Consider the following 17947-nt stretch of genomic DNA (forward strand, 5'->3'; position numbering starts at 1 on the left):
ATTCAAGCATCGCCCACCGACGGGGGTTCGGTGACCGACCGACGTCCGTCGTGCAGCGGGCCGTACGGGGTGTCCGCAGCGAGCAGGAATGGGCCCGAAACCCACTCCTGCTCACTGAGTAGGAACGGTTACTCGGCGGGCTGTGCCTGGGGCCGCCGCCTGCGCGCCGCGAACACCGCGCCCGCGCCGATCGCGACCGCGACGCCGGCCGCCGCGCCCAGGGCCGGCCCCGGAAGGTCCGAGCCGGTGGAGGCGAGGCTGCCGCCGCCGATCGTGCCGCCCGTGGTCGTGCCGGTGCCGCCGACGGTCGACCCCGTGCCGCCGCTGCCACCGGTGGTGCCCGTGCCGCCGCCGGCGGAGCCGGTCGTGCCCGTGCCGCCGCCGTCCGGCAGTTGCGCGTCCTCGGTCAGCGCCACCGACAGGTCGACGGCGTCGAGCGCGGTGCCGGCCGGGTAGAAGTCGCCGAAGGCCTTCGCGCCGGCGTCGGTGAGGGTGGCGGCCACGTCGTCGACCGTGATGACGTTCTCGGCGGCGCCCAGGTCGGCGGACTTGGCCTTGAGGTCGGCCAGGACCACGCCCTTGGTCTGCTCGCCGAGGCTGTTCACGTCGGCGGTGAGCTTGCCGGTGCCGCCGTCGAGGGTGGCCTTGAGACTGCTCAGGGTCAGGTCGAGACCGTACGTGCCGCCCGACGCGTGGCCCTTGAAGTTGACGGCGCCCTGGAAGGAGGCGGTGAGCTTGCCGGCGTCCGTGTCGTAGGTGCCGGTGGCGTCCTTGAAGGTGAACGCGCCGTTGCCGGCCGCCTGGGTCGCTCCGCCGGAGACGGTGACCGCGCCCTTGGCTATGGGACCGACGACGTATGCGCGGAAGGACTCCTTCACGCCCCAGCCGAGGGCGCCGTCGGCGATCTCGCCCCGGGCGGCGGCCTCGGTGGGCGAGGAGGAGGCCGAGGTGGACGGGGAGGTGGACGGGGAGGCGGACGGGGAGGTGCCGGTGCTCGCCGTCGGGCTCGGGTCCTGGGTCCCCGGCGCCGTGCCGGGCGTGGTCTCCGTGCCGGTCGGGTCCGGGGAGCCCGGCTGCGTCGGCGCGTCGGTGGTGGGCTCCGTGGTCGGCGGGGTCTTCTGCACGACCGTCAGCGGGTCGCCGGCCGCGCCCGCGTAGCCCGCGCTGCCGAGGTACTCCCCGGCCTCCGCGGTGAGGGTGGTCGCCATGTCCGTCATCTCGCGGGTCACGGCGACCGTGGCGAGCGGTACGTCGTCGCCCTCCTTGGTGGGGGTGGCCCCCGAGGTGTCGACCGTCGTCACGTCGGCGGTGATCTCGCCGGCCCCGCTGTCGAACCGCACGTCGGTGAGCGTGACCTCGAAGTGGTGCGCGGCGGAGGCGCTCACCAGCGTGCCCTGGAAGGCGAGGTCGGCGGTGTTGTCCGCGGGGTCGTAGGTGCCGGTGCCGTCGGTGAAGGTGAACGCGCCGTTGCCGGCGGCCTGCGTGGCCCCGTCCGACGCGGTGAAGCTGCCGAACATGCCGACGTAGGAGCGGTACGACTGCTTGATGCCCCAGGTCAGTTCGTAGTCCTTGAGCGGGACCTCGGCGGCCGAGGCGCTGGAGGCGGCGGAGGCGCCGACCGTGGCGAGGGCGGTCGCGCCGAGCGCGGCGGCCGTGGCCACGGCGGCGGCGAGTGCGGTGGAGCGGCGTCGTCTGACGGGCATGGCTCGGTTCTCCTTGGGTGGTGGGGCCGCGCGGCGGCGGCCCGGTGTCGTGGGTTCAGCCCTGGTCCGCCGCGGACGCGGACTCGGGCCCGGTGGGCCGGGCGCGGCGCCTGCGCAGGGCGACGGCCACGAGGGCCGCGGCCGCCAGCAGCAGGGCGCCGGCCGCGAGGGAGACGGGCAGTGCGGGGAAGTCGCCGTCGTCGGTGGCGCTCGCGACGGGCGCGGCGGAGGTGTCGGACCCGGCCTTCGTGGGCCGCGGGTTCGGGCTCGGGCTCGCCGTGGGCGTGCTGCCGAGGTCGGGGAGGGCGGGCAGTTCGGCGTCGGCGGTGAGGGCGACGGCCAGGGACACCGGGTCCATCTCGGTGCCCGCCGGGTACATGCCGCCGAAGGCCTTCGCGCCGCGCGCGGTGAGCTTGGCGGGGGCCTCGGTGACCTTCACCAGGCCGTCGGAGGGCTTCAGGTCCTTGGCGGTGAAGGTGACCAGGGGCACCTTCTCGCTCTTGAGGTCCGGGCTCGCCACATCGGCGTACAGCGTGCCCTTGCCGTCCTCGACGGTGGCCCGTACCGCGCCGAGGCTCAGGTCGAGCCCGTGGGCGCCGGTGAAGCGCACCGTGCCCTCGAAGGCCGCGGTGAGGTCGCCGTCCTCGTACGTCCCCTCGCCGCCGGGGAAGCGGTAGAGGGCGCCGCCGTCCTGGGCGCCCGCGGTCAGGGTCCACCTGCCGTCGGCGATGTCGCCGGTGACGTACTCGCGGAAGGTGCGGCGCACACCCCAGTCGACGGCGCCGTCCTTGATCGCGCCGCCCGAAGTCTTCGTGGGCTTGGTCGACTTGTCGGCCTTGGTGGGCGTGCTGGACGGCTGCTTCTGCTGCTTCCCCTGCGGCTGCGCCGCGGCCCGGACGTCCGCCGACAGGCTCACCGGGTCGAGCGCGGTTCCGGCGGTGTAGTACCCGGCGAAGGACTGGGCGCCCTGGGCGGTGAGGGTGGCGGGCAGGTTGTCGAGGGCCACGGTGCTGCCGCCGCCCCGCATGTCGATGCCGGCGAGGGAGAGGGTGGCGAAGGGCACCTGACGGGACGTCGTGACCGCCCCGGTGTCCTTCGCCCGGCTGACGACGTCCACGTGGAGCGTGCCGGTGGAACCGGAGATGCTCACGGTGGGACGGCTGAGGGTGAGGTCGAGCTGGTAGGACCCGGCACTCGTGCGGTGGCCGAGGAAGTGCACGCCGCCCGAGAAGGCGGCGCGGAAGGAGCCGGTGCCGCCGTCGTAGGTGCCGGTCGCCGAGTGGAAGCGGAAGGCGCTGCCGCCGACGGTGGCCGCTCCCCCGGTGAGCGAGTAACCGCCCTTCGCGATGGGGCCGGTGACGTAGCTCTGGAACGACGACTTGATGCCCCAGTCGAGCCGTCCGCCCTGCACGGTCCGGCTCTCGGCGTGTGCGGCGGACGCGGGGAGCAGGGCTCCGAGGACCGCCGCACACAGCACGGTGACCAGGGCGCGAAGGCGGGCGGGCATGCGAAGTCCTCCGGATCGGGGGGCCGGTAGCGAACGAAGGTAAGGCTAACCTAAGCTCTAGCCGACTGATACTGGCGGTCGACGAAAGGACCGGGCACACCGTGCGACGCTTGCGAAACCGACTGGCGGGAGCAGCGCTGTCCGTGCTGGCCCTCACCCTCACCGCGACCGGATGCCAGGGCTCCTCCGAGGCCGCGTCCGGCGGCGAGACGGACTCGGCGGCCGCCGCGGCGGCGTCGCCCGTCGCGAACCGGGTCGAGCCGCTCGCGCAGCGCCCCGAGCCCGAACTCCCGGTGACCGTCCGCTCCGCCGACGGCGAGCAGGTGACGGTCGAGGGGGCCCGGCGCGTCGTACCCCTGTCCGGCAGCCTCAGCGAGATCGTCTTCACCCTCGGGCTCGGCGACCGGGTCGTCGCCAGGGACGTCACGGCCACCTTCGAACAGGCGGCGAAGCTCCCCGTGGTCACCCGGGGCCACGACGTCTCCGCCGAGAGCGTGCTGTCGCTGAAGCCCGACCTGGTGATCGCCGAGACCACCACCGGGCCCGAGGAGGCGGTGGACCAGATCCGCGCCGCCGGGGTCCCGGTGCTCTTCGTCGAGGCGGCCAAGGGCCTCGACGACGTGGGCCCGCGCATCCGGGCGGTCGCCGACGCCCTCGGCGTACCGGCGGCCGGGAAGGAGCTGACCCGGCGTTCGGAGCAGCGGATCGAGGCCGCGCGCAAGGACGTTCCGCACGGCGGGAAGCCCCGGGTCGCCTTCCTGTACCTGCGCGGCTCGGCCTCCGTCTACCTGATCGGCGGCAAGGATTCCGGTGCCGGTTCGCTGATCGAGGCGGCCGGGGCGGTGGACGCCGGGGCCGCCTCGGGCCTGGACAAGGACTTCACCGCGATCACCAGCGAGGCCCTCGTCAAGGCCGCGCCCGACGCGATCCTGGTGATGAGCAAGGGACTTGAATCGGTCGGCGGCGTCGACGGACTGGTGAAGATCCCCGGTGTCGCCCAGACCCCGGCGGGGATGGACCGCCGGATCGTCTCCGTCGAGGACGGCGTGCTCCTCAACTACGGCCCGCGCACCGACCAGGTGCTGAAGTCGGTCGTGGCGCAGCTGTACGGCGAGGACGGCGCGCGGTGACCGTCCTGGACGACAAGCCGGTCCGCCCCCAGGCGCCCGCCGGGGCCGCCCCGCCCCGCGCCCGGCGCACCACCGCCTGGCTGCTGACCGCGGCCCTCACCGCCGGCCTCCTGGTCCTCGTCCCGGTCGCGGCCGGCACCGGCGCCTACCCGGTCCCGGTCGGCGACGTGCTCGGCTCGCTGCTGCACCGCACCGGGCTCGGCGGCACCGAACTGGACCGGGTGGCCGAGTCGGTGCTGTGGAACGTGCGGTTCCCGAGGATCGTCCTCGCGCTGCTCGTCGGCGCCTCGCTGGGCTGCGCGGGCGCGCTGATGCAGGGCGTGTTCGGCAACCCGCTCGCCGAGCCGGGGGTCATCGGCGTCTCCTCGGGCGCGGCGGTCGGCGCGGTGGCCGCCATCGCGTTCGGCCTGAACTTCCTCGGCAACTGGACGGTGTCCGTCTTCGCGTTCGTCTCCGGCCTCGTCACGGTCCTGGTGGTGTACGCGATGTCCCGCTCGGGCGGCCGTACGGAGGTCGTCACGCTGATTCTCACGGGCATCGCGGTGAACGCCTTCGCGGGCGCGCTGATCGGGCTGTTCCTGTTCTTCGCGGACACGGCGGCGGTCAACCAGATCACCTTCTGGCAGCTGGGCTCGCTGGCCCAGGCGACCTGGCCGAAGGTGCTGGCGGTGCTGCCGTGCGCGGCGCTCGGACTCGGGCTCGCCCCGCTGTACGCCCGCCGCCTCGACCTGCTCGCGCTCGGCGAACGTCCGGCCCGGCACCTGGGCGTGGACGTGGAGCGGCTGCGGATCGTGCTGGTGCTGGTGATCGCGCTGCTGACCGCGGCGGCGGTGAGCGTGGCCGGTGTCATCGGCTTCGTCGGCCTGGTCGTCCCGCATCTGCTGCGGATGGTGGCGGGCCCGGGGCACCGGTTCCTGGTCCCGGGCAGCGCGCTGCTCGGCGCGCTGGTGCTGCTCGCCGCCGACCTGGCGGCCCGCACGGTCGCCGAGCCCGCCGAGCTGCCGCTCGGGGTGCTGACGGCGCTGCTGGGCAGCCCGTTCTTCTTCTGGCTGCTGCGCCGCACCCGGCGCAGGCAGGGAGGCTGGGCGTGAGGGCCGCGAAGGACACGAAGGGCATGAAGGGCATGAGGGGCAGGAGGGACAGGAGGGACAGGAGGGACAGGAGAGTCGTGAGGCTGTCGCGGCTCGTGCCGTCCCGTCCGGTGCCGCCGCCCCCGGCCGCGCCGGGCGACGTCCTCGCCGAGGCCGAGGGGCTGTGCGTCCACCTGGGCGGGCGGCCGGTCCTCGACGGTGTGGACGTCACCGTCCGCGCGGGCGAGGTGCTTGCCCTGGTCGGCCCCAACGGGGCGGGCAAGTCCACCCTGTTGGGCGCTCTGGCCGCCGATGTCCCCGCCGCGGAGGGCGTCGTACGCGTCCACGGCCGCCCGGTGACCGAGTGGTCGGCGCCCGAACTCGCGCTGCGCCGGGCGGTGCTGCCACAGTCGGCGTCGCTGTCCTTCCCGTTCGCGGTTCAGGAGGTCGTCCGGATGGGCCGGGCGCCCTGGGCGGGCGGCGACCTGGAGGGCGAGGACGACGCGGCGGTGGCCGAGGCGATGGCGCGCACGGAGGTGACCGGCTTCGCCGGGCGGCCGTACTCCGCGCTCAGCGGCGGTGAGCGGGCCCGGGTCGCGCTCGCCCGGGTGCTCGCGCAGCGCGCGCCCCTGCTGCTCCTCGACGAGCCGACCGCGGCCCTGGACCTCAGGCACCAGGAGCTCGTGCTGCGGCTGTGCCGGGAGCGGGCCCGGGCCGGGGACGCGGTGGTCGTCGTCCTGCACGATCTCGCGCTGGCGGCGGCGTACGCGGACCGGGTGGCGATCCTGCGGTCGGGCCGGATCGCGGCCGAGGGCGCTCCGGCGCAGGTGTTCGCCGAGGGGCTGCTGTCCGAGGTCTACGACCAGCCGGTGGAGGTGTTCGCGCACCCGCGCACCGGCGCGCCGCTGGTCGTCCCGAGGCGGGAGGCGTGACGTGAGGTCACGGTGTGGCCGCTGTACCCGGTCCCGGCGTCCGGGCGCCGTCCCGTCCCGGTAGGGTTCGCCTCCGGGAAGGGGAAGGTGAAGGAACCTGATGAGCAGGGATCGCGGCCCTCGAAGGCCCCGCAGGCTTCAGAAGTGCGCGCTCATATCCGCCTCGGCGACCGCTTTGTCGTTGACGGCGAGCGGATGCGTGGTGGTGCACGGTGAGCGCGAGGTGCTCCCCTCGGCCACCCGGGCCGAGGCCGCGAAGGCGCTGGAGCAGTTCACCTCCTCGTACAACGCGGCCGACAAGGCGTACGACGCCTCGCTGGACGCCGACCACACCACGGGCGCCCTCGCCGCCATCGACTCGGCGCGGCTGAAGGCGGGTTCGGCCAACAACCCGGACGGCAATCCGGCGCACGAGCCGCTGGAGCTGTCCGACGCGAAGTTCACGATCCCGAAGAAGGCGGGCTGGCCGCGCTGGTTCGTCGCGGACGCCAAGGCCAACAAGGGCGGGAACTCCCGCTGGTTGCTGGTCTTCACCCGGGACGGCCTGGAGGAGACCTGGGAGGCGGCGTACCTGACGCTGGTCGCCCCCGGCAAGGTGCCCGAGTTCAAGACCGACGAGGACGGCTGGGCCGAGGCCGTGCCGGCGAACTCCACCGACGTGGCCGTCCCGCCGGCCGATCTGAGCAAGGGCTACACGACGTATCTGCAGGACGGCGGGAAGTCCTTCGCGGACGGCGTCCACACCAGTTCCTGGCGGGAACTGCGCAAGAAGCGGTCGACCCGTCCAGGACTGGTCACGCAGTACATCGACGAGCCGCTGACGAACGGCGACTACGCGCCGCTGGCGCTGCGTACGGAGGACGGCGGGGCGCTGGTCTTCTTCACCTCGCGGCACTTCGAGAAGCAGACCGCCGCGCGGGGCGCGTCCGTGCCCACGCCGAACAAGGACGTGCTGGCGCTGACGGACGGCGAGATCAAGCAGTCGCTGACGATGGAGTTCGTCTCCAACGAGGTCGCGCTCGACCCGGCGGACGGCTCGGGGAGCGGGCAGGTGTCGGTGCTGGGACGGGTCCAGGGGCTGACGTCCGGGAAGGGCGAGTAGCTCAGCGGCGCAGCGGCCAGGCCGTGCCCGCGTGGTCGCTCTCCTCACCGGCGTGCCGGGCGCAGGAGTCGGTGAGGGTCTCCAGCAGGGTCAGCGGGTCGGGCAGCGGGTGCTCGAGGCCGCGCACCCAGTGCACGGAGCGGTGCTCGCCGGGCAGTCGGGCCGGCGGTACCAGGACGTAGGAACCACGGCAGTGCCAGCGCAGTCCGGGGTGCTCGTCCATCGTCTCGGGGTGGCAGTCCAGCTCGCAGGGCCACCACTCGTCCTCGTCCTCGGGGGTGCCGCGGGTGAGGGTGAACAGCAGCATGCGTCCGTCGTCGCTCTCGGCGACCGGGCCGACCTCGATACCGGCGTCCAGCAGCCGCTGGAGTGCCTCGCGACCGGCCTGAAGGGGCACGTCCAGGACGTCGTGCACCATGCCGGTCGCGGTGATGAAGTTGGCCTCGGGCTGGTGCCGGGCCCAGCGCTCGATCTGCCCGCGGTCGGTGGTGGACTGCGTCTGCCAGGCGAACGAGACCGGGTGCCGGGCGGGGGTGGGACAGCCGACGCGGTCGCAGGAGCAACGGTATCCGGCGGGGTGCGCGGCGGGCGCCAGGGGCAGTCCCGCGCCGGCGGCGGCGAGCAGCAGGTCCTCCCGGCCACCGTCTCCGGCGGCCTCCTTGGGGCGGCGTCCGCGCAGCCACGAGGAGAGTTTGCCCTGCAGACCGCTCCGACCGCCGAACTCCGCGCTCATCTATCCCCTTGCCTCGCCGTCGTGCGCACCAGCATGCCCTATGGTCGCACCATTGCGCGCTTCGGGGTCGCGAAGGGACAAACTTCCCTGGTCAGGCGTCTTCGGTCACCGCGGGGCGAGCCCGTGGAGCGCGTAGTCGACGAGTGTGTCGGTGTACTCGTAAGAGATCGGGGCCGTGTGCTGCAGCCAGCGCTGGGCGAGCGGCGAGACGAAGAGTTCGAGTGCGATGCGCGGGTCGATCTCCGGCCGCACCTGGCCGGCCTCCTGGGCGGCGCGCAGCCGGTCGGCGTGGAGTTGGAGCGACGGCTCCAGGAGCTTGGCCACGAACTCCCGGCCGAGCTGCTCGTTGACCAGGCCCTCCGCGGCCAGGGCCCGGGAGGGTGCCTCGAACTTCGGGTCGTACAGCTGGTCGACGGTGGCACGCAGTACGGCCTTGACGTCGGCGGCGAAGTCGCCGGTGTCCGGGATGACGTACGTCGCCTCCTGTCCCTGGGCCCGGACGGCCTGCTCGCCGAGGTCGACGAAGGCCTCGAGCAGGACCTCCGCCTTCGAGGACCACCAGCGGTAGATCGTCTGCTTGCCGACGCCGGCGCGGGCGGCGATGCCCTCGATGGTGGTCTTCGGGTACCCGACCTCGCCGATGAGGGCGAGGGCGGCGTCGTAGATGGCCTGGCGGGACCGCTGACTGCGCCGGGTGGCGTCGGGGTGCGGCCTCTCGGAGGCGGGAGTGGGGACGTGGGTGGATTTCTGGGCGGCCATGGTCCGAATCTAACAGGTTGACAAGACGGTACGTCTCGCCGACAGTGGAACCACTGAAGCGAGACGAACCGTCTCGTTCCTCAATCACAGGGAGAAGACCCATGACCCGAGGTGGAAGCGGAAACATGCTGGGCGTCGGCGGCACGCGCCAGAAGCTCGGCCGCGACGCCCTGCGCGGCGGCGACCGGGCCGGCCGCGTCGGCGGCGGACTGTCCCCGCAGGCCCAGAAGCGGGAGCTGCTGCGCACACTCCAGGAACGACGCCAGGAGCAGGACCGGCGGGGAACGGACGCGGCCGAAGACGCGTCATGAGCGCACGGACTCGGGGGCCGGCTCGTAGCCGAGCCGGCCCCGGGTGGCGATCAGCAGGATCGCGGCCACGACGACGGAGGCGGCCAGGAACGTGTGCGCGGCGTAGCCGGAGGACAGCTCCGGGAACATGTCCGACCAGGCGATGGAGATGTAGTTGTTGACGCCGACGTGCAGCAGCATCGCCAGCGGCAGGCTCTCGCCGGTGCGGTTGAACACCCAGGTCATCACGAAGCTGAAGGCGATCGTGGTGGCGATGAACTCCACCGGCTCCCACCAGGCCACGTCCGGATAGCCGCCCCAGTCGGACAGGAACAGCGGCAGATGCCACCCGCCCCACAGCGGACCGAGGATCAGGGTGCCGAGCAGGGCACCGTGGCGGCGCTGGAGGATCGGCATGGCGAAGTCCCGCCAGCCCGGCTCCTCGGCGAGACCGGTGGTGACCATCTGCAGGATCAGACCGGGTACGAACGCGGCCAGCACGGCGGCGCCGGGCAGCACCGGCGCGCTGCCGCCGAGCACCGCCGACGTCACGGTGAGCACGGCGGGCACCGCGACGATCACCGCGGCGTACCACCGCCAGTCGACGCGCCACTTGGCCATCCGTCCCACCCAGGCCCGCAGTCCCGCCCGGCCCTGGGAGGCCGCGGTGACCAGGAACGCCGACAGGATGGGGCCGAGGTAGGCGCCGGGCAGCACGCCGAGGAGCTGCCCCCCGGCCTCGCCGCCCGGGAAGGTCAAGCCCAGGACGCCCAGGCCGTTCCCGCCCAGGATGTACGGCGTCCACGCCACCCAGCTCAGCCCGAAGGCCAGGGCGAAGAACTAGGTCAGCGGGTGCCGGCGGAGGCTGCCCCGCAGGCCGCCCCGGCCCTTGTCCGAGCCGTCGTCCGAGCCGGTGCCCCCGCTCGGCCGGTGCGTCGGGCCGATGTGCGACTCCGGAGCGGAGCCGGTGCCGATCTGCGCGTGCGTACTCACCGCGATGTCCCTTCGGGATGCCTGAACCGGCCTGCTGAACCGGCCTGTTCAGCACACCAGTCGTGGCCCCGGGACACATTGCCGCGCACGCCCCGACCCGCGGTACAGCAGGCTGTACCGCGCCGGTCGGCCAAAGGTCAGTGGGGCTGCGCCCGCGCGTTCTCCAGGTAGTGCAGTACGGCGGCCACCCGCCGGTCGACCTGGTCGGCCGGAGACAGGTCGAGCTTCGCGAAGATGCTGCGGATGTGCTTGTGGACCGCGCCGTCCGTGACGACGAGCCGTCCGGCGATGGCGCTGTTGCCCAGACCCTCGGCCATCAGGGCGAGCACCTCGCGCTCCCGGGGGCTGAGGCGTTCCAGGCGGGTGTCCTGACGGGTGCGGGTGAACAGCTGGGCGACGACCTCGGGGTCGATGGCGGTGCCGCCGGCCGCGACCCGGCGCAGCGCGTCCATGAACTCCTCGACCCGTCCGACGCGTTCCTTGAGCAGATAGCCGAGGCCGCCCACCCCGCCGGTGAGCAGGTCGGTGGCGAAGGACTGCTCGACGTACGCGGACAGCACCAGGACGGCGAGCGCGGGGCGGCGCCTGCGCGCCTCGACGGCCGCGCGGACGCCTTCGTCGGTGTGCGTGGGCGGCATGCGTACGTCCAGGATGGCCACGTCGGGCTCGTGCGCGTCGATGGCCTCGAGCACCGCCTCGGCGGTGTCCGCGGTGGCGACCACGTCCAGGCCCTCGGCGCGCAGCAGCAGGGCGAGGCCCTCGCGCAGCAGCGAGTCGTCCTCGGCGATCACGATCCGCAGGGCGGGGTGCGCTTCACGTTCCACGGGAGAGGTTCACTTCCAGGTCGTCGGGCCGCCAACGACCCTACTAGGCAGGCGGGTTGTCACCGCTCGTCGGTGGGCCACGGGTCGCCCCAGGCCGCGTCGCGGGCCGCCTTGTACAGGTCGCCGTGGCGCTTGGTGACCGTGCGGCGGCGGAGCTGCTCGTCGGGCTCGCAGAGGTCGAGCAGGACCTGGCCCTTGCGGATCTGCGGGCGCCGGACCACGCGGGTGGGGGCCGGGGAGACGGGGAGGCGGGTGGCGGCGACGTAGCTGAACTTCTCGTCCTCATAGGCGAGGGAACCGCTCTTGACCTGCCGGTGCAGGGAGGAACGGCTGACCCGCGCCGCGAAGTGGCACCAGTCGGTGCCCGGCACGATGGGGCAGGCGGCACTGTGCGGACAGGGCGCGGCGACCTGGAACCCGGCGGCGATCAGCCGGTCGCGGGCCTCGATGACGCGGGCGTAACCGGCGGGGGTGCCGGCCTCCACGATCACGACGGCCCGCCCGGCACCGGCGGCGGCGTCGACGAGGGCGGCACGGTCGGCCGCGGTCAGCTCGTTGAGTACGTAGGAGACGGTGACGAGGTCGGCGCTCTCGACGGTGAGCGCGGTTCCGATCCGGGAGCGCTGCCAGCGGACGTCCCGCAGGGCCGGGAGCCGGGCGGCGATCTCCCGGCCGAGGGCGAGCGCGGGCTCGGCCCAGTCGAGCACGGTCACCGGACGCTCCCCGCCCCAGGTGTCGCTGACGGCCCAGGTCGCGGCGCCGGTCCCGCCGCCCACGTCCACGTGGCTGCCGGGCACCCACCCCGGCACGGCCTCGGCGAAGGCGGCCAGCGCCGACCGCACCGCGGCGAAGGTGGCCGGCATGCGGTACGCGGCGTAGGCGACGACGTCGGCACGGTCCCGCAGGATCGGGGCGTCGGTCGGGGTGTCCCCGCGGTAGTTGGCGATCAGCCGCTCCACGGCCTGCGCGGCCTGCCGGGGCGGCAGCCCGTCGACGAGGTCGGCAAGGGCGGCACGCAGCGCGTCGGCGGGGTCGGCGGGCTCGTTCACCCACCGATTGTACGAGGCGACACCCCTGGCCCCCTACGCCGTCCCGCCCCGCTCAGGACCGCACCGCCCGTGCCACCCGCGTGCCCGGCCGACGCTGGGACGGCTGTCCCCGGCGCGGCAGCGGGGGGTGGGCTATCGCACCACACCGCACCGCCCCTTCCCGCCCGCCCCGGCCAGGACCGCACCACCCGGGCCACCCCCGTGGCCGGCCGACGCTGGGACGGCTATCCCGGGCGCAGCGGCGGGGGGTGGGGTATCGCACCACACCGTGCCGCCCCTTCCCGTCCGCCCCGGCCAGGACCGCACCGCCCGGGCCACCCGCGTGCCCGGCCGACGCTGGGACGGCTATCCCGGGCGCAGCGGCGGGGGGTGGGGTATCGCACCACACCGCACCGCACCACACCGCACCGCACCGCGCCGTCCCTCACCGCCCCGTACCGTCCCGTCCCGTCCCGCTCAGGACCGCACCGCCCGGGCCACCCGCGTGGCCAGCGCGGCGCGGGGGCGGCTGTCCGGGGGGCGGCGGCGGGGGTGGACCGTGTTGGCGAGGAGGATGGCGAAGGTGTCGGTCGCGCGGTCGAGGACCAGCATCGTGCCGGTGAAGCCGGTGTGTCCGGCGGCGCCGCGACCCGCCAGCTCGCCCATGAACCACGGCTGGTCGAGAGCGAAGCCGAGCCCCGGTTCGGCCAGGAGCAGTTCCACGAAGTCGGGGCCGAGGATGCGCGCGGGACCGTGGGAGCCGCCCGCGAGCAGCGTCCGGCAGAAGACCGCGAGGTCCCGGCCGGTCGAGAACAGCCCCGCGTGACCGGCCACCCCGCCGAGCGCCCACGCGTTCTCGTCGTGGACGACCCCGCGCAGCATCCCCCGGTCCGCCTTGGCCCACGGCCGCCGCTGGTCCTCCGTGGCGGCCGCACCCGGGCACGGTCCGAAGCACGTCGCCGTCATGCCCAGCGGCCGGGTGATCCCGTCGCGGACGAGGACGTCGAGCGTGCGGCCGGTGATGCGTTCCAGGACCTGCTGGAGGAGCAGCATGTTCAGGTCCGAGTAGCAGTACGTGCCGGGCACCCCCACCGGTGGCTCCGCACGCAGCCGCCGCAGCCGTTCCTCTTTGTCGGCGCAGTCGTACAGCGGCAGTTCGGGCCGCAGCCCTGAGGTGTGGGTGAGCAGCTGCCGTACGGTGACGCGGTGCTCGGCGGCGGCCCGGAAGTCCGGCAGGTAGGCGCCGGCCTCCGCGTCGATGCCGAGTGTGCCGCGTTCGATCTGCTGCACGGCGGCGACCGCCGTGAACAGTTTCGTCAGGGACGCGAGGTCGAAGGGCGTGTCCACGGTCATCGGCACCCGTGCGCGCGCCGGCAGCTCCACGCCCGTGTCGGTGTGCGGGTCGTAGGAGGCGTAGCGCACGGCCCAGCCCGCCGCCTCCTCGACGGCGAGCACGGGTCCGCGTCCGACGGCCACGACGGCGCCCGCCGCCCAGGGCCGTTCGCCGGTGGTGAGGTCGTGGGCCTGAGCGACGACACGGCGGAGCTGCCCGGGGTCGAGTCCGGCCCGCTCCGGGGTGTCGCTGCGCAGTCTCGGAGCGCTCAGTTTCCCGCTCCCTCTCTTCGGTCGGCGGTGCGCCCGGCCGAGGGGCGGCACAGGGTCACGAGGAAGCCGAGCGCGACGACCGCCGCCACCAGCTGGACCACGGCCATCGGAACGGCCGTGCCCTCCCCCGCGATCCCGACCAGCGGGGAGGCGACGGCGCCGATGAGGAAGGAGGACGTACCGAGCAGCGCGGAGGCGGAGCCGGCGGACTTCTTGACCCGCATCAGGGCGAGTGCCTGGGTGTTGGGCAGGCTGATGCCCATCGCGGACATCAGCACGAACAGCCCGGCGGCGACCGGCGCGAGGCCGACCTCGCCGAAGACGCCCAGGGTCATCAGCAGCAGGGCGGTCGCCGCGGCGATGACGATCAGGAGGCCGAGGCCCAGCACCCGGTCCAGCCTGACCCGTCCGACCAGGATCTTGCCGTTGATCTGCCCGACGACGATCAGGCCGATCGAGTTGAGGCCGAACAGCAGGCTGAACGTCTGCGGGGAGGCGCCGTAGATCTCCTGGACGACGAACGGGGACGCCGAGACGTAGGCGAACAGCGAGGCGAAGGTGAAGCCGCCCGCGAGCATGTACCCGGTGAAGGCGCGGTCGGCGAGCAGGCCGCGCATCGCGCGGAGGGTGTCGCCGACGCCACCGGCGTGCCGCTCCTCGACGGGCAGCGTCTCGGGCAGCTTGGCCCACACGACCGCGCCCAGCACCACGCCGACCACGACGAGGACGACGAACACGCCCCGCCAGTCCGTCACCCGCAGGATCTGCCCGCCGATGAGCGGCGCGACGACGGGGGCGACGCCGGAGATCAGCATGAGGGTGGAGAAGAAGCGGGCCATGGCCACGCCGTCGTACAGGTCGCGGACGACGGCCCGCGCGATGACGATCGCGGCGGCGCCCGCGAGTCCCTGGACCAGCCGGAAGGCGATGAGGGTCTCGACGGTGGGCGCGAGCGCGCACAGGACGGTGGCGACGACGTAGACGGCGAGACCGGCCAGCAGCGGACGCCGGCGGCCCCACTTGTCGCTCATCGGTCCGACCACGAGCTGCCCGAGGGCCATGCCGGCCAGGCAGGCGGTGAGCGTGAGCTGGACGGTCGCGGCGGGCGCGCTCAGGGACCGGGTGACCTCCGGGAGCGAGGGGAGGTACATGTCCATCGCCAGCGGCGGCGTGGCGGTCAGGCTGCCGAGGATGAGGGTGACGAGCAGCCCGGTGCGCCGGTCGGCACGCGAGGCGCGGACGGCCGGTCCCGTTCCCGGTCCGGCCGCCCGCGCGGGCTGCGAAGCCTTCAGAGTCTTCAGTGTCGTGTCCGGTGTGCTGTCCGGTGTGGTGTTCATGTCCGGTGCTTGCTGCGGTATGGCCGGCCCGCGCTCGGGCATGTGCCCCTCCCTCTCATACAGATCCGCCACCTATGCTCTCAGCTCGTACGCGGTTGTACGAACAGACTCGAACGAACCTGAGTGAGGGTGGGGCAGGGTGTCAGCGGTGACCGGGCAGAAGGTGCGCTGGGGGATTCTCGCGACCGGCGGGATGGCGGCGACGTTCACGGCGGATCTGGTCGATCTGCCGGACGCGGAGGTCGTGGCGGTGGCCTCGCGGACTCAGGCGTCGGCGAAGGCGTTCGCGGAGCGGTTCGGGATACCGCGCGCGTACGGCGACTGGGAGACGCTGGCGCGGGACGAGGACGTCGACGTGGTGTACGTCGCGACCCCGCACTCGGCGCACCGGACGGCCGCCGGCCTGTGCCTGGAGGCGGGCCGCAACGTCCTGTGCGAGAAGCCGTTCACGCTGAACGTGCGCGAGGCGGAGGAGCTGGTCGGTCTCGCCCGCGACAAGGGCCGCTTCCTGATGGAAGCGATGTGGATGTACTGCAACCCGCTGGTGCGGCGGTTGAAGGCGCTGGTCGACGACGGTGCGATCGGCGAGGTCCGCAGTCTCCAGGCGGACTTCGGCCTCGCGGGCCCCTTCCCGCCCGCGCACCGGCTGCGGGACCCGGCGCAGGGCGGCGGCGCGCTGCTCGATCTGGGGGTGTACCCGGTGTCGTTCGCGCAGCTGCTGCTCGGTGAGCCGTCGGACGTCGCGGCGCGGGCGGTGCTCTCGGAGGAGGGCGTCGATCTCCAGACGGGTGCGCTGCTCTCCTACGGCAGCGGCGCTCTCGCGTCGGTGCACTGCTCCATCACGGGTGGTACGCCCAACTCCGCGTCGGTCACCGGCTCCAAGGGCCGTATCGACGTCCCGTACGGCTTCTTCTTCCCGGACCACTTCGTGCTGCACCGCGACGGCCAGGAGGCGCAGGAGTTCCGGGCCGACCCGGAGGACGGCCCCCGGGCCAGCCTCAAGCACGAGGCCCGGGAGGTGATGCGGGCCCTGCGTGCCGGGGAGAGCGAGTCGCCGCTGGTCCCGCTGGAGGGCACGCTGGCCGTGATGCGGACGCTCGACGCGATCCGGGACCGCGTCGGCGTCCGCTACCCGGGAGAAACGGGGGAGCCGGTCGTCACGCCGGCTTGAGCCCCTGCTCCCCCACCTCCGTCACGAAGGACCCGGCGGTGGTGAGCGGGGCGCCCTCGGTGCTCACGTGGGAGACGGTCTTGAAGTCGGCGCGCGCCGACTCGCGGCCCAGTGACACGGTCGCGTAGCCGCGCCGCCCGTTGAAGAACTTCAGGTGCGGGTTGGCGGCCATGAGGGTGTCCCAGCTGGACGGCTTCTCCGTACCGTCCCCCCCGCTGGTGACGGAGGTGGTGACGATCTCGGTGCCCAGGGTCCGGGAGCCGGGGTCGTCGAAGTCGCGCTTGATGTCGAAGCCGTAGGAGACGTGCACGTCGCCGGTGAGGACCATGAGGTTCTCGATCCCGGCGGCCCGCGCGCCGGCCAGCACCCGCTCGCGGGAGGCCGGGTAGCCGTCCCAGGAGTCCATGGAGACCTTGGACGGCAGGGTGGTGGAGTTGTACCGCTGCGAGAAGGTGACCTGCTGGGGCACCACGTTCCACAGGGCGTTCGACCGGTGCCAGCCGTTGATCAGCCAGCGTTCCTGGGCGTCGCCGGTCAGCGTGCGGCTCGGGTCCTCGGACTCGGGGCCGGCGAACTGCCAGCCGTCGCCGTACGCCTGGTTGGAGCGGTACTGGCGGGTGTCGAGCACGTCGAACTGGGCGAGCCGGCCCCAGTGCAGGCGGCGGTAGAGCTTGAGGTCGGCGCCGTCGGGCAGCTGGGGCCGGCGCAGCGGCATGTTCTCCCAGTACGCCCGGTAGGCGGCGGCCCGGCGGATGAGGAACTCCTCCGGCGGGACGCTGTTCTCCGGCGTCTCGTCGGCGTAGTTGTTCTCGGTCTCGTGGTCGTCCCAGGTGACGACGAAGGGGTGCGCGGCGTGCGCGGCGCGCAGGTCGGGGTCGGACTTGTAGAGGGCGTACCGCAGGCGGTAGTCCTCCAGCGTCGCCGTCTCGCGGTTGAAGAGGTCCGGGAGGGTGCCCGCGGGGTAGGCGCGCGAGCCGCCCGTGGCGTTCACGGCGTACTCGTAGAGGTAGTCGCCGAGGTGGAAGACGACGTCCACGTCCTCCTGGGCGAGGTGCTTGTACGCGGTGTAGTAGCCCTGGTCGTACTTCTGGCAGGAGACGAGGCCGAAGGTGAGGTCGGAGACCCGGCTGTGCTCGGCGGGCGCGGTGCGGGTGCGGCCGGCCGGGCTGACCCAGCGGCCGGCGCGGAAGCGGTAGTAGTAGACGTGGCCGGGCGCGAGGTGGTCGACCTCGACGTGCACGGTGTGGTGGAACTCGGGGTGGGCGGTGGCCTTGCCCCTTCTCACGACGCGGCGGAACCGTTCGTCGAGGGCCAGTTCCCAGCTCACGTCGACGCGTTTGGGGGGCAGGCCGCTGTCGGCCTGGTACGGGGCCGGGGCCAGGCGCGTCCACAGCAGGACGGAGCCGGGCTGCGGGTCGCCGGAGGCGACGCCGAGCGTGAAGGGGTCGTCGGAGAGCTGCGCGGCGTCCAGTTCGGCGGCGCTCGCGGTGCCGGCGGCCGGCAGGTTCACGGAGAAGGCGAGCGCGGCGGCGGCGCCGGTGACGGTCAGGAAGCGGCGGCGGCCCAGGCTGCGGGCGGCGGCGCGGAGTTCGGGCGCGTGCGAGGACTGCGACTGGCTGTGCTGGTTCGCGGGTGTCATCCGTTCCTCCCCTTGCGGTGGTTGCAAGGGGCATTCGACGGGCCGGGAACGACCCGCTCTTGGCGCGAACATGGCGACGTCATGTCGGAAGGATGAGTTCCGCATGTTCCGCGACCCGTACGCT

Annotated in this window: 17 protein-coding genes and 1 pseudogene; 7 read left to right on the top strand and 11 right to left on the bottom strand. The window is 73.5% G+C overall.

Annotation, left to right across the window (positions count from 1 at the left end):
* Window positions 1-128: 128 nt before the first annotated feature.
* Window positions 129-1703 (bottom strand): HtaA domain-containing protein, encoded by a 1575-nt coding sequence (locus ACGH7X_RS11490; protein ID WP_399884327.1) that lies wholly within the window; start codon window positions 1701-1703, stop codon window positions 129-131.
* Between the two features lie 55 nt (window positions 1704-1758).
* Complete coding sequence (locus ACGH7X_RS11495; RefSeq protein ID WP_399884329.1) at window positions 1759-3210, bottom strand: HtaA domain-containing protein; 1452 nt, start codon at window positions 3208-3210, stop codon at window positions 1759-1761.
* A gap of 101 nt (window positions 3211-3311) precedes the next feature.
* On the opposite strand from ACGH7X_RS11495, the gene ACGH7X_RS11500 reads away from it, so the two are divergent.
* The 5 genes and pseudogenes from ACGH7X_RS11500 (at window position 3312) to ACGH7X_RS11520 (ending at window position 7444) form a co-directional block, all read left to right on the top strand.
* Window positions 3312-4340 (top strand): hemin ABC transporter substrate-binding protein, encoded by a 1029-nt coding sequence (locus ACGH7X_RS11500; RefSeq protein WP_399884331.1) that lies wholly within the window; start codon window positions 3312-3314, stop codon window positions 4338-4340.
* Window positions 4337-5431 (top strand): FecCD family ABC transporter permease, encoded by a 1095-nt coding sequence (locus ACGH7X_RS11505; protein ID WP_399884333.1) that lies wholly within the window; start codon window positions 4337-4339, stop codon window positions 5429-5431. Before ACGH7X_RS11500 ends, ACGH7X_RS11505 begins: the two co-directional genes overlap by 4 nt.
* Before the next feature lie 32 nt (window positions 5432-5463).
* Window positions 5464-6342 (top strand): heme ABC transporter ATP-binding protein, encoded by an 879-nt coding sequence (locus ACGH7X_RS11510; protein WP_399896939.1) that lies wholly within the window; start codon window positions 5464-5466, stop codon window positions 6340-6342.
* Between the two features lie 3 nt (window positions 6343-6345).
* Window positions 6346-6480: pseudogene (locus ACGH7X_RS11515) on the top strand (iron transporter); the annotation flags it as partial.
* Entirely contained in the window at window positions 6443-7444 is a 1002-nt protein-coding gene (locus ACGH7X_RS11520) for a hypothetical protein (RefSeq protein WP_399884335.1), read from the top strand. The pseudogene ACGH7X_RS11515 and the gene ACGH7X_RS11520, both read left to right, overlap by 38 nt.
* Window position 7445: 1 nt before the next feature.
* Here the strand turns inward: ACGH7X_RS11520 and ACGH7X_RS11525 are convergent, their stop codons facing one another.
* Both ACGH7X_RS11525 and ACGH7X_RS11530 read right to left on the bottom strand, forming a co-directional pair.
* Window positions 7446-8177, bottom strand: coding sequence for a bifunctional DNA primase/polymerase (locus ACGH7X_RS11525; protein WP_399884337.1), 732 nt, complete (start codon window positions 8175-8177; stop codon window positions 7446-7448).
* Between the two features lie 105 nt (window positions 8178-8282).
* Window positions 8283-8936 (bottom strand): TetR/AcrR family transcriptional regulator, encoded by a 654-nt coding sequence (locus ACGH7X_RS11530; RefSeq protein WP_399884339.1) that lies wholly within the window; start codon window positions 8934-8936, stop codon window positions 8283-8285.
* A 101-nt stretch (window positions 8937-9037) separates the two neighbouring features.
* Between ACGH7X_RS11530 and ACGH7X_RS11535 the strand changes: the two genes are divergently transcribed.
* Window positions 9038-9247, top strand: coding sequence for a DUF6243 family protein (locus ACGH7X_RS11535; protein ID WP_399884341.1), 210 nt, complete (start codon window positions 9038-9040; stop codon window positions 9245-9247).
* On the opposite strand, the gene ACGH7X_RS11540 is transcribed toward ACGH7X_RS11535, so the two are convergent.
* The 6 genes from ACGH7X_RS11540 to ACGH7X_RS11565 form a co-directional block, all read right to left on the bottom strand.
* Window positions 9242-10036, bottom strand: coding sequence for a CPBP family intramembrane glutamic endopeptidase (locus ACGH7X_RS11540; RefSeq protein ID WP_399884343.1), 795 nt, complete (start codon window positions 10034-10036; stop codon window positions 9242-9244). The genes ACGH7X_RS11535 and ACGH7X_RS11540 overlap by 6 nt on opposite strands.
* A 30-nt stretch (window positions 10037-10066) precedes the next feature.
* Window positions 10067-10219, bottom strand: coding sequence for a hypothetical protein (locus tag ACGH7X_RS11545; RefSeq protein WP_399884345.1), 153 nt, complete (start codon window positions 10217-10219; stop codon window positions 10067-10069).
* Between the two features lie 137 nt (window positions 10220-10356).
* Window positions 10357-11019: a response regulator transcription factor gene (locus ACGH7X_RS11550; RefSeq protein ID WP_399896941.1), complete on the bottom strand. Its 663-nt coding sequence runs from the start codon at window positions 11017-11019 to the stop codon at window positions 10357-10359.
* Window positions 11020-11102: 83 nt separating this feature from the next.
* A complete protein-coding gene (locus tag ACGH7X_RS11555; RefSeq protein ID WP_399884347.1) occupies window positions 11103-12092 on the bottom strand; it encodes a small ribosomal subunit Rsm22 family protein in 990 nt (329 codons plus the stop codon).
* A gap of 456 nt (window positions 12093-12548) precedes the next feature.
* Entirely contained in the window at window positions 12549-13727 is a 1179-nt protein-coding gene (locus ACGH7X_RS11560) for a serine hydrolase domain-containing protein (RefSeq protein WP_399884349.1), read from the bottom strand.
* Entirely contained in the window at window positions 13673-15055 is a 1383-nt protein-coding gene (locus ACGH7X_RS11565) for a multidrug effflux MFS transporter (protein ID WP_399884351.1), read from the bottom strand. The genes ACGH7X_RS11560 and ACGH7X_RS11565 overlap by 55 nt, the downstream gene beginning before the upstream one ends.
* Window positions 15056-15161: 106 nt before the next feature.
* Between ACGH7X_RS11565 and ACGH7X_RS11570 the strand changes: the two genes are divergently transcribed.
* Entirely contained in the window at window positions 15162-16184 is a 1023-nt protein-coding gene (locus tag ACGH7X_RS11570; protein WP_399884353.1) for a Gfo/Idh/MocA family protein, read from the top strand.
* On the opposite strand, the gene ACGH7X_RS11575 is transcribed toward ACGH7X_RS11570, so the two are convergent.
* Window positions 16171-17823, bottom strand: coding sequence for an alkaline phosphatase D family protein (locus ACGH7X_RS11575; protein WP_399884355.1), 1653 nt, complete (start codon window positions 17821-17823; stop codon window positions 16171-16173). The two genes, ACGH7X_RS11570 and ACGH7X_RS11575, sit on opposite strands and share 14 nt — an antisense overlap.
* Window positions 17824-17947 lie beyond the last annotated feature (124 nt).

Origin of the sequence: Streptomyces sp. BBFR51 (genome assembly GCF_044591655.1) — a bacterium.
In the GTDB taxonomy this organism is placed as follows: Bacteria; Actinomycetota; Actinomycetes; order Streptomycetales; family Streptomycetaceae; genus Streptomyces.

Coding starts and splice junctions, on each gene's coding strand:
- ACGH7X_RS11490 (WP_399884327.1), bottom strand. CDS start 1,703: ATGCCCGTCAGACGACGCCGCTCCACCGCACTCGCCGCCGCCGTGGCC.
- ACGH7X_RS11495 (WP_399884329.1), bottom strand. CDS start 3,210: ATGCCCGCCCGCCTTCGCGCCCTGGTCACCGTGCTGTGTGCGGCGGTC.
- ACGH7X_RS11510 (WP_399896939.1), top strand. CDS start 5,464: ATGAGGGGCAGGAGGGACAGGAGGGACAGGAGGGACAGGAGAGTCGTG.
- ACGH7X_RS11520 (WP_399884335.1), top strand. CDS start 6,443: ATGAGCAGGGATCGCGGCCCTCGAAGGCCCCGCAGGCTTCAGAAGTGC.
- ACGH7X_RS11525 (WP_399884337.1), bottom strand. CDS start 8,177: ATGAGCGCGGAGTTCGGCGGTCGGAGCGGTCTGCAGGGCAAACTCTCC.
- ACGH7X_RS11530 (WP_399884339.1), bottom strand. CDS start 8,936: ATGGCCGCCCAGAAATCCACCCACGTCCCCACTCCCGCCTCCGAGAGG.
- ACGH7X_RS11535 (WP_399884341.1), top strand. CDS start 9,038: ATGACCCGAGGTGGAAGCGGAAACATGCTGGGCGTCGGCGGCACGCGC.
- ACGH7X_RS11565 (WP_399884351.1), bottom strand. CDS start 15,055: ATGCCCGAGCGCGGGCCGGCCATACCGCAGCAAGCACCGGACATGAAC.
- ACGH7X_RS11575 (WP_399884355.1), bottom strand. CDS start 17,823: ATGACACCCGCGAACCAGCACAGCCAGTCGCAGTCCTCGCACGCGCCC.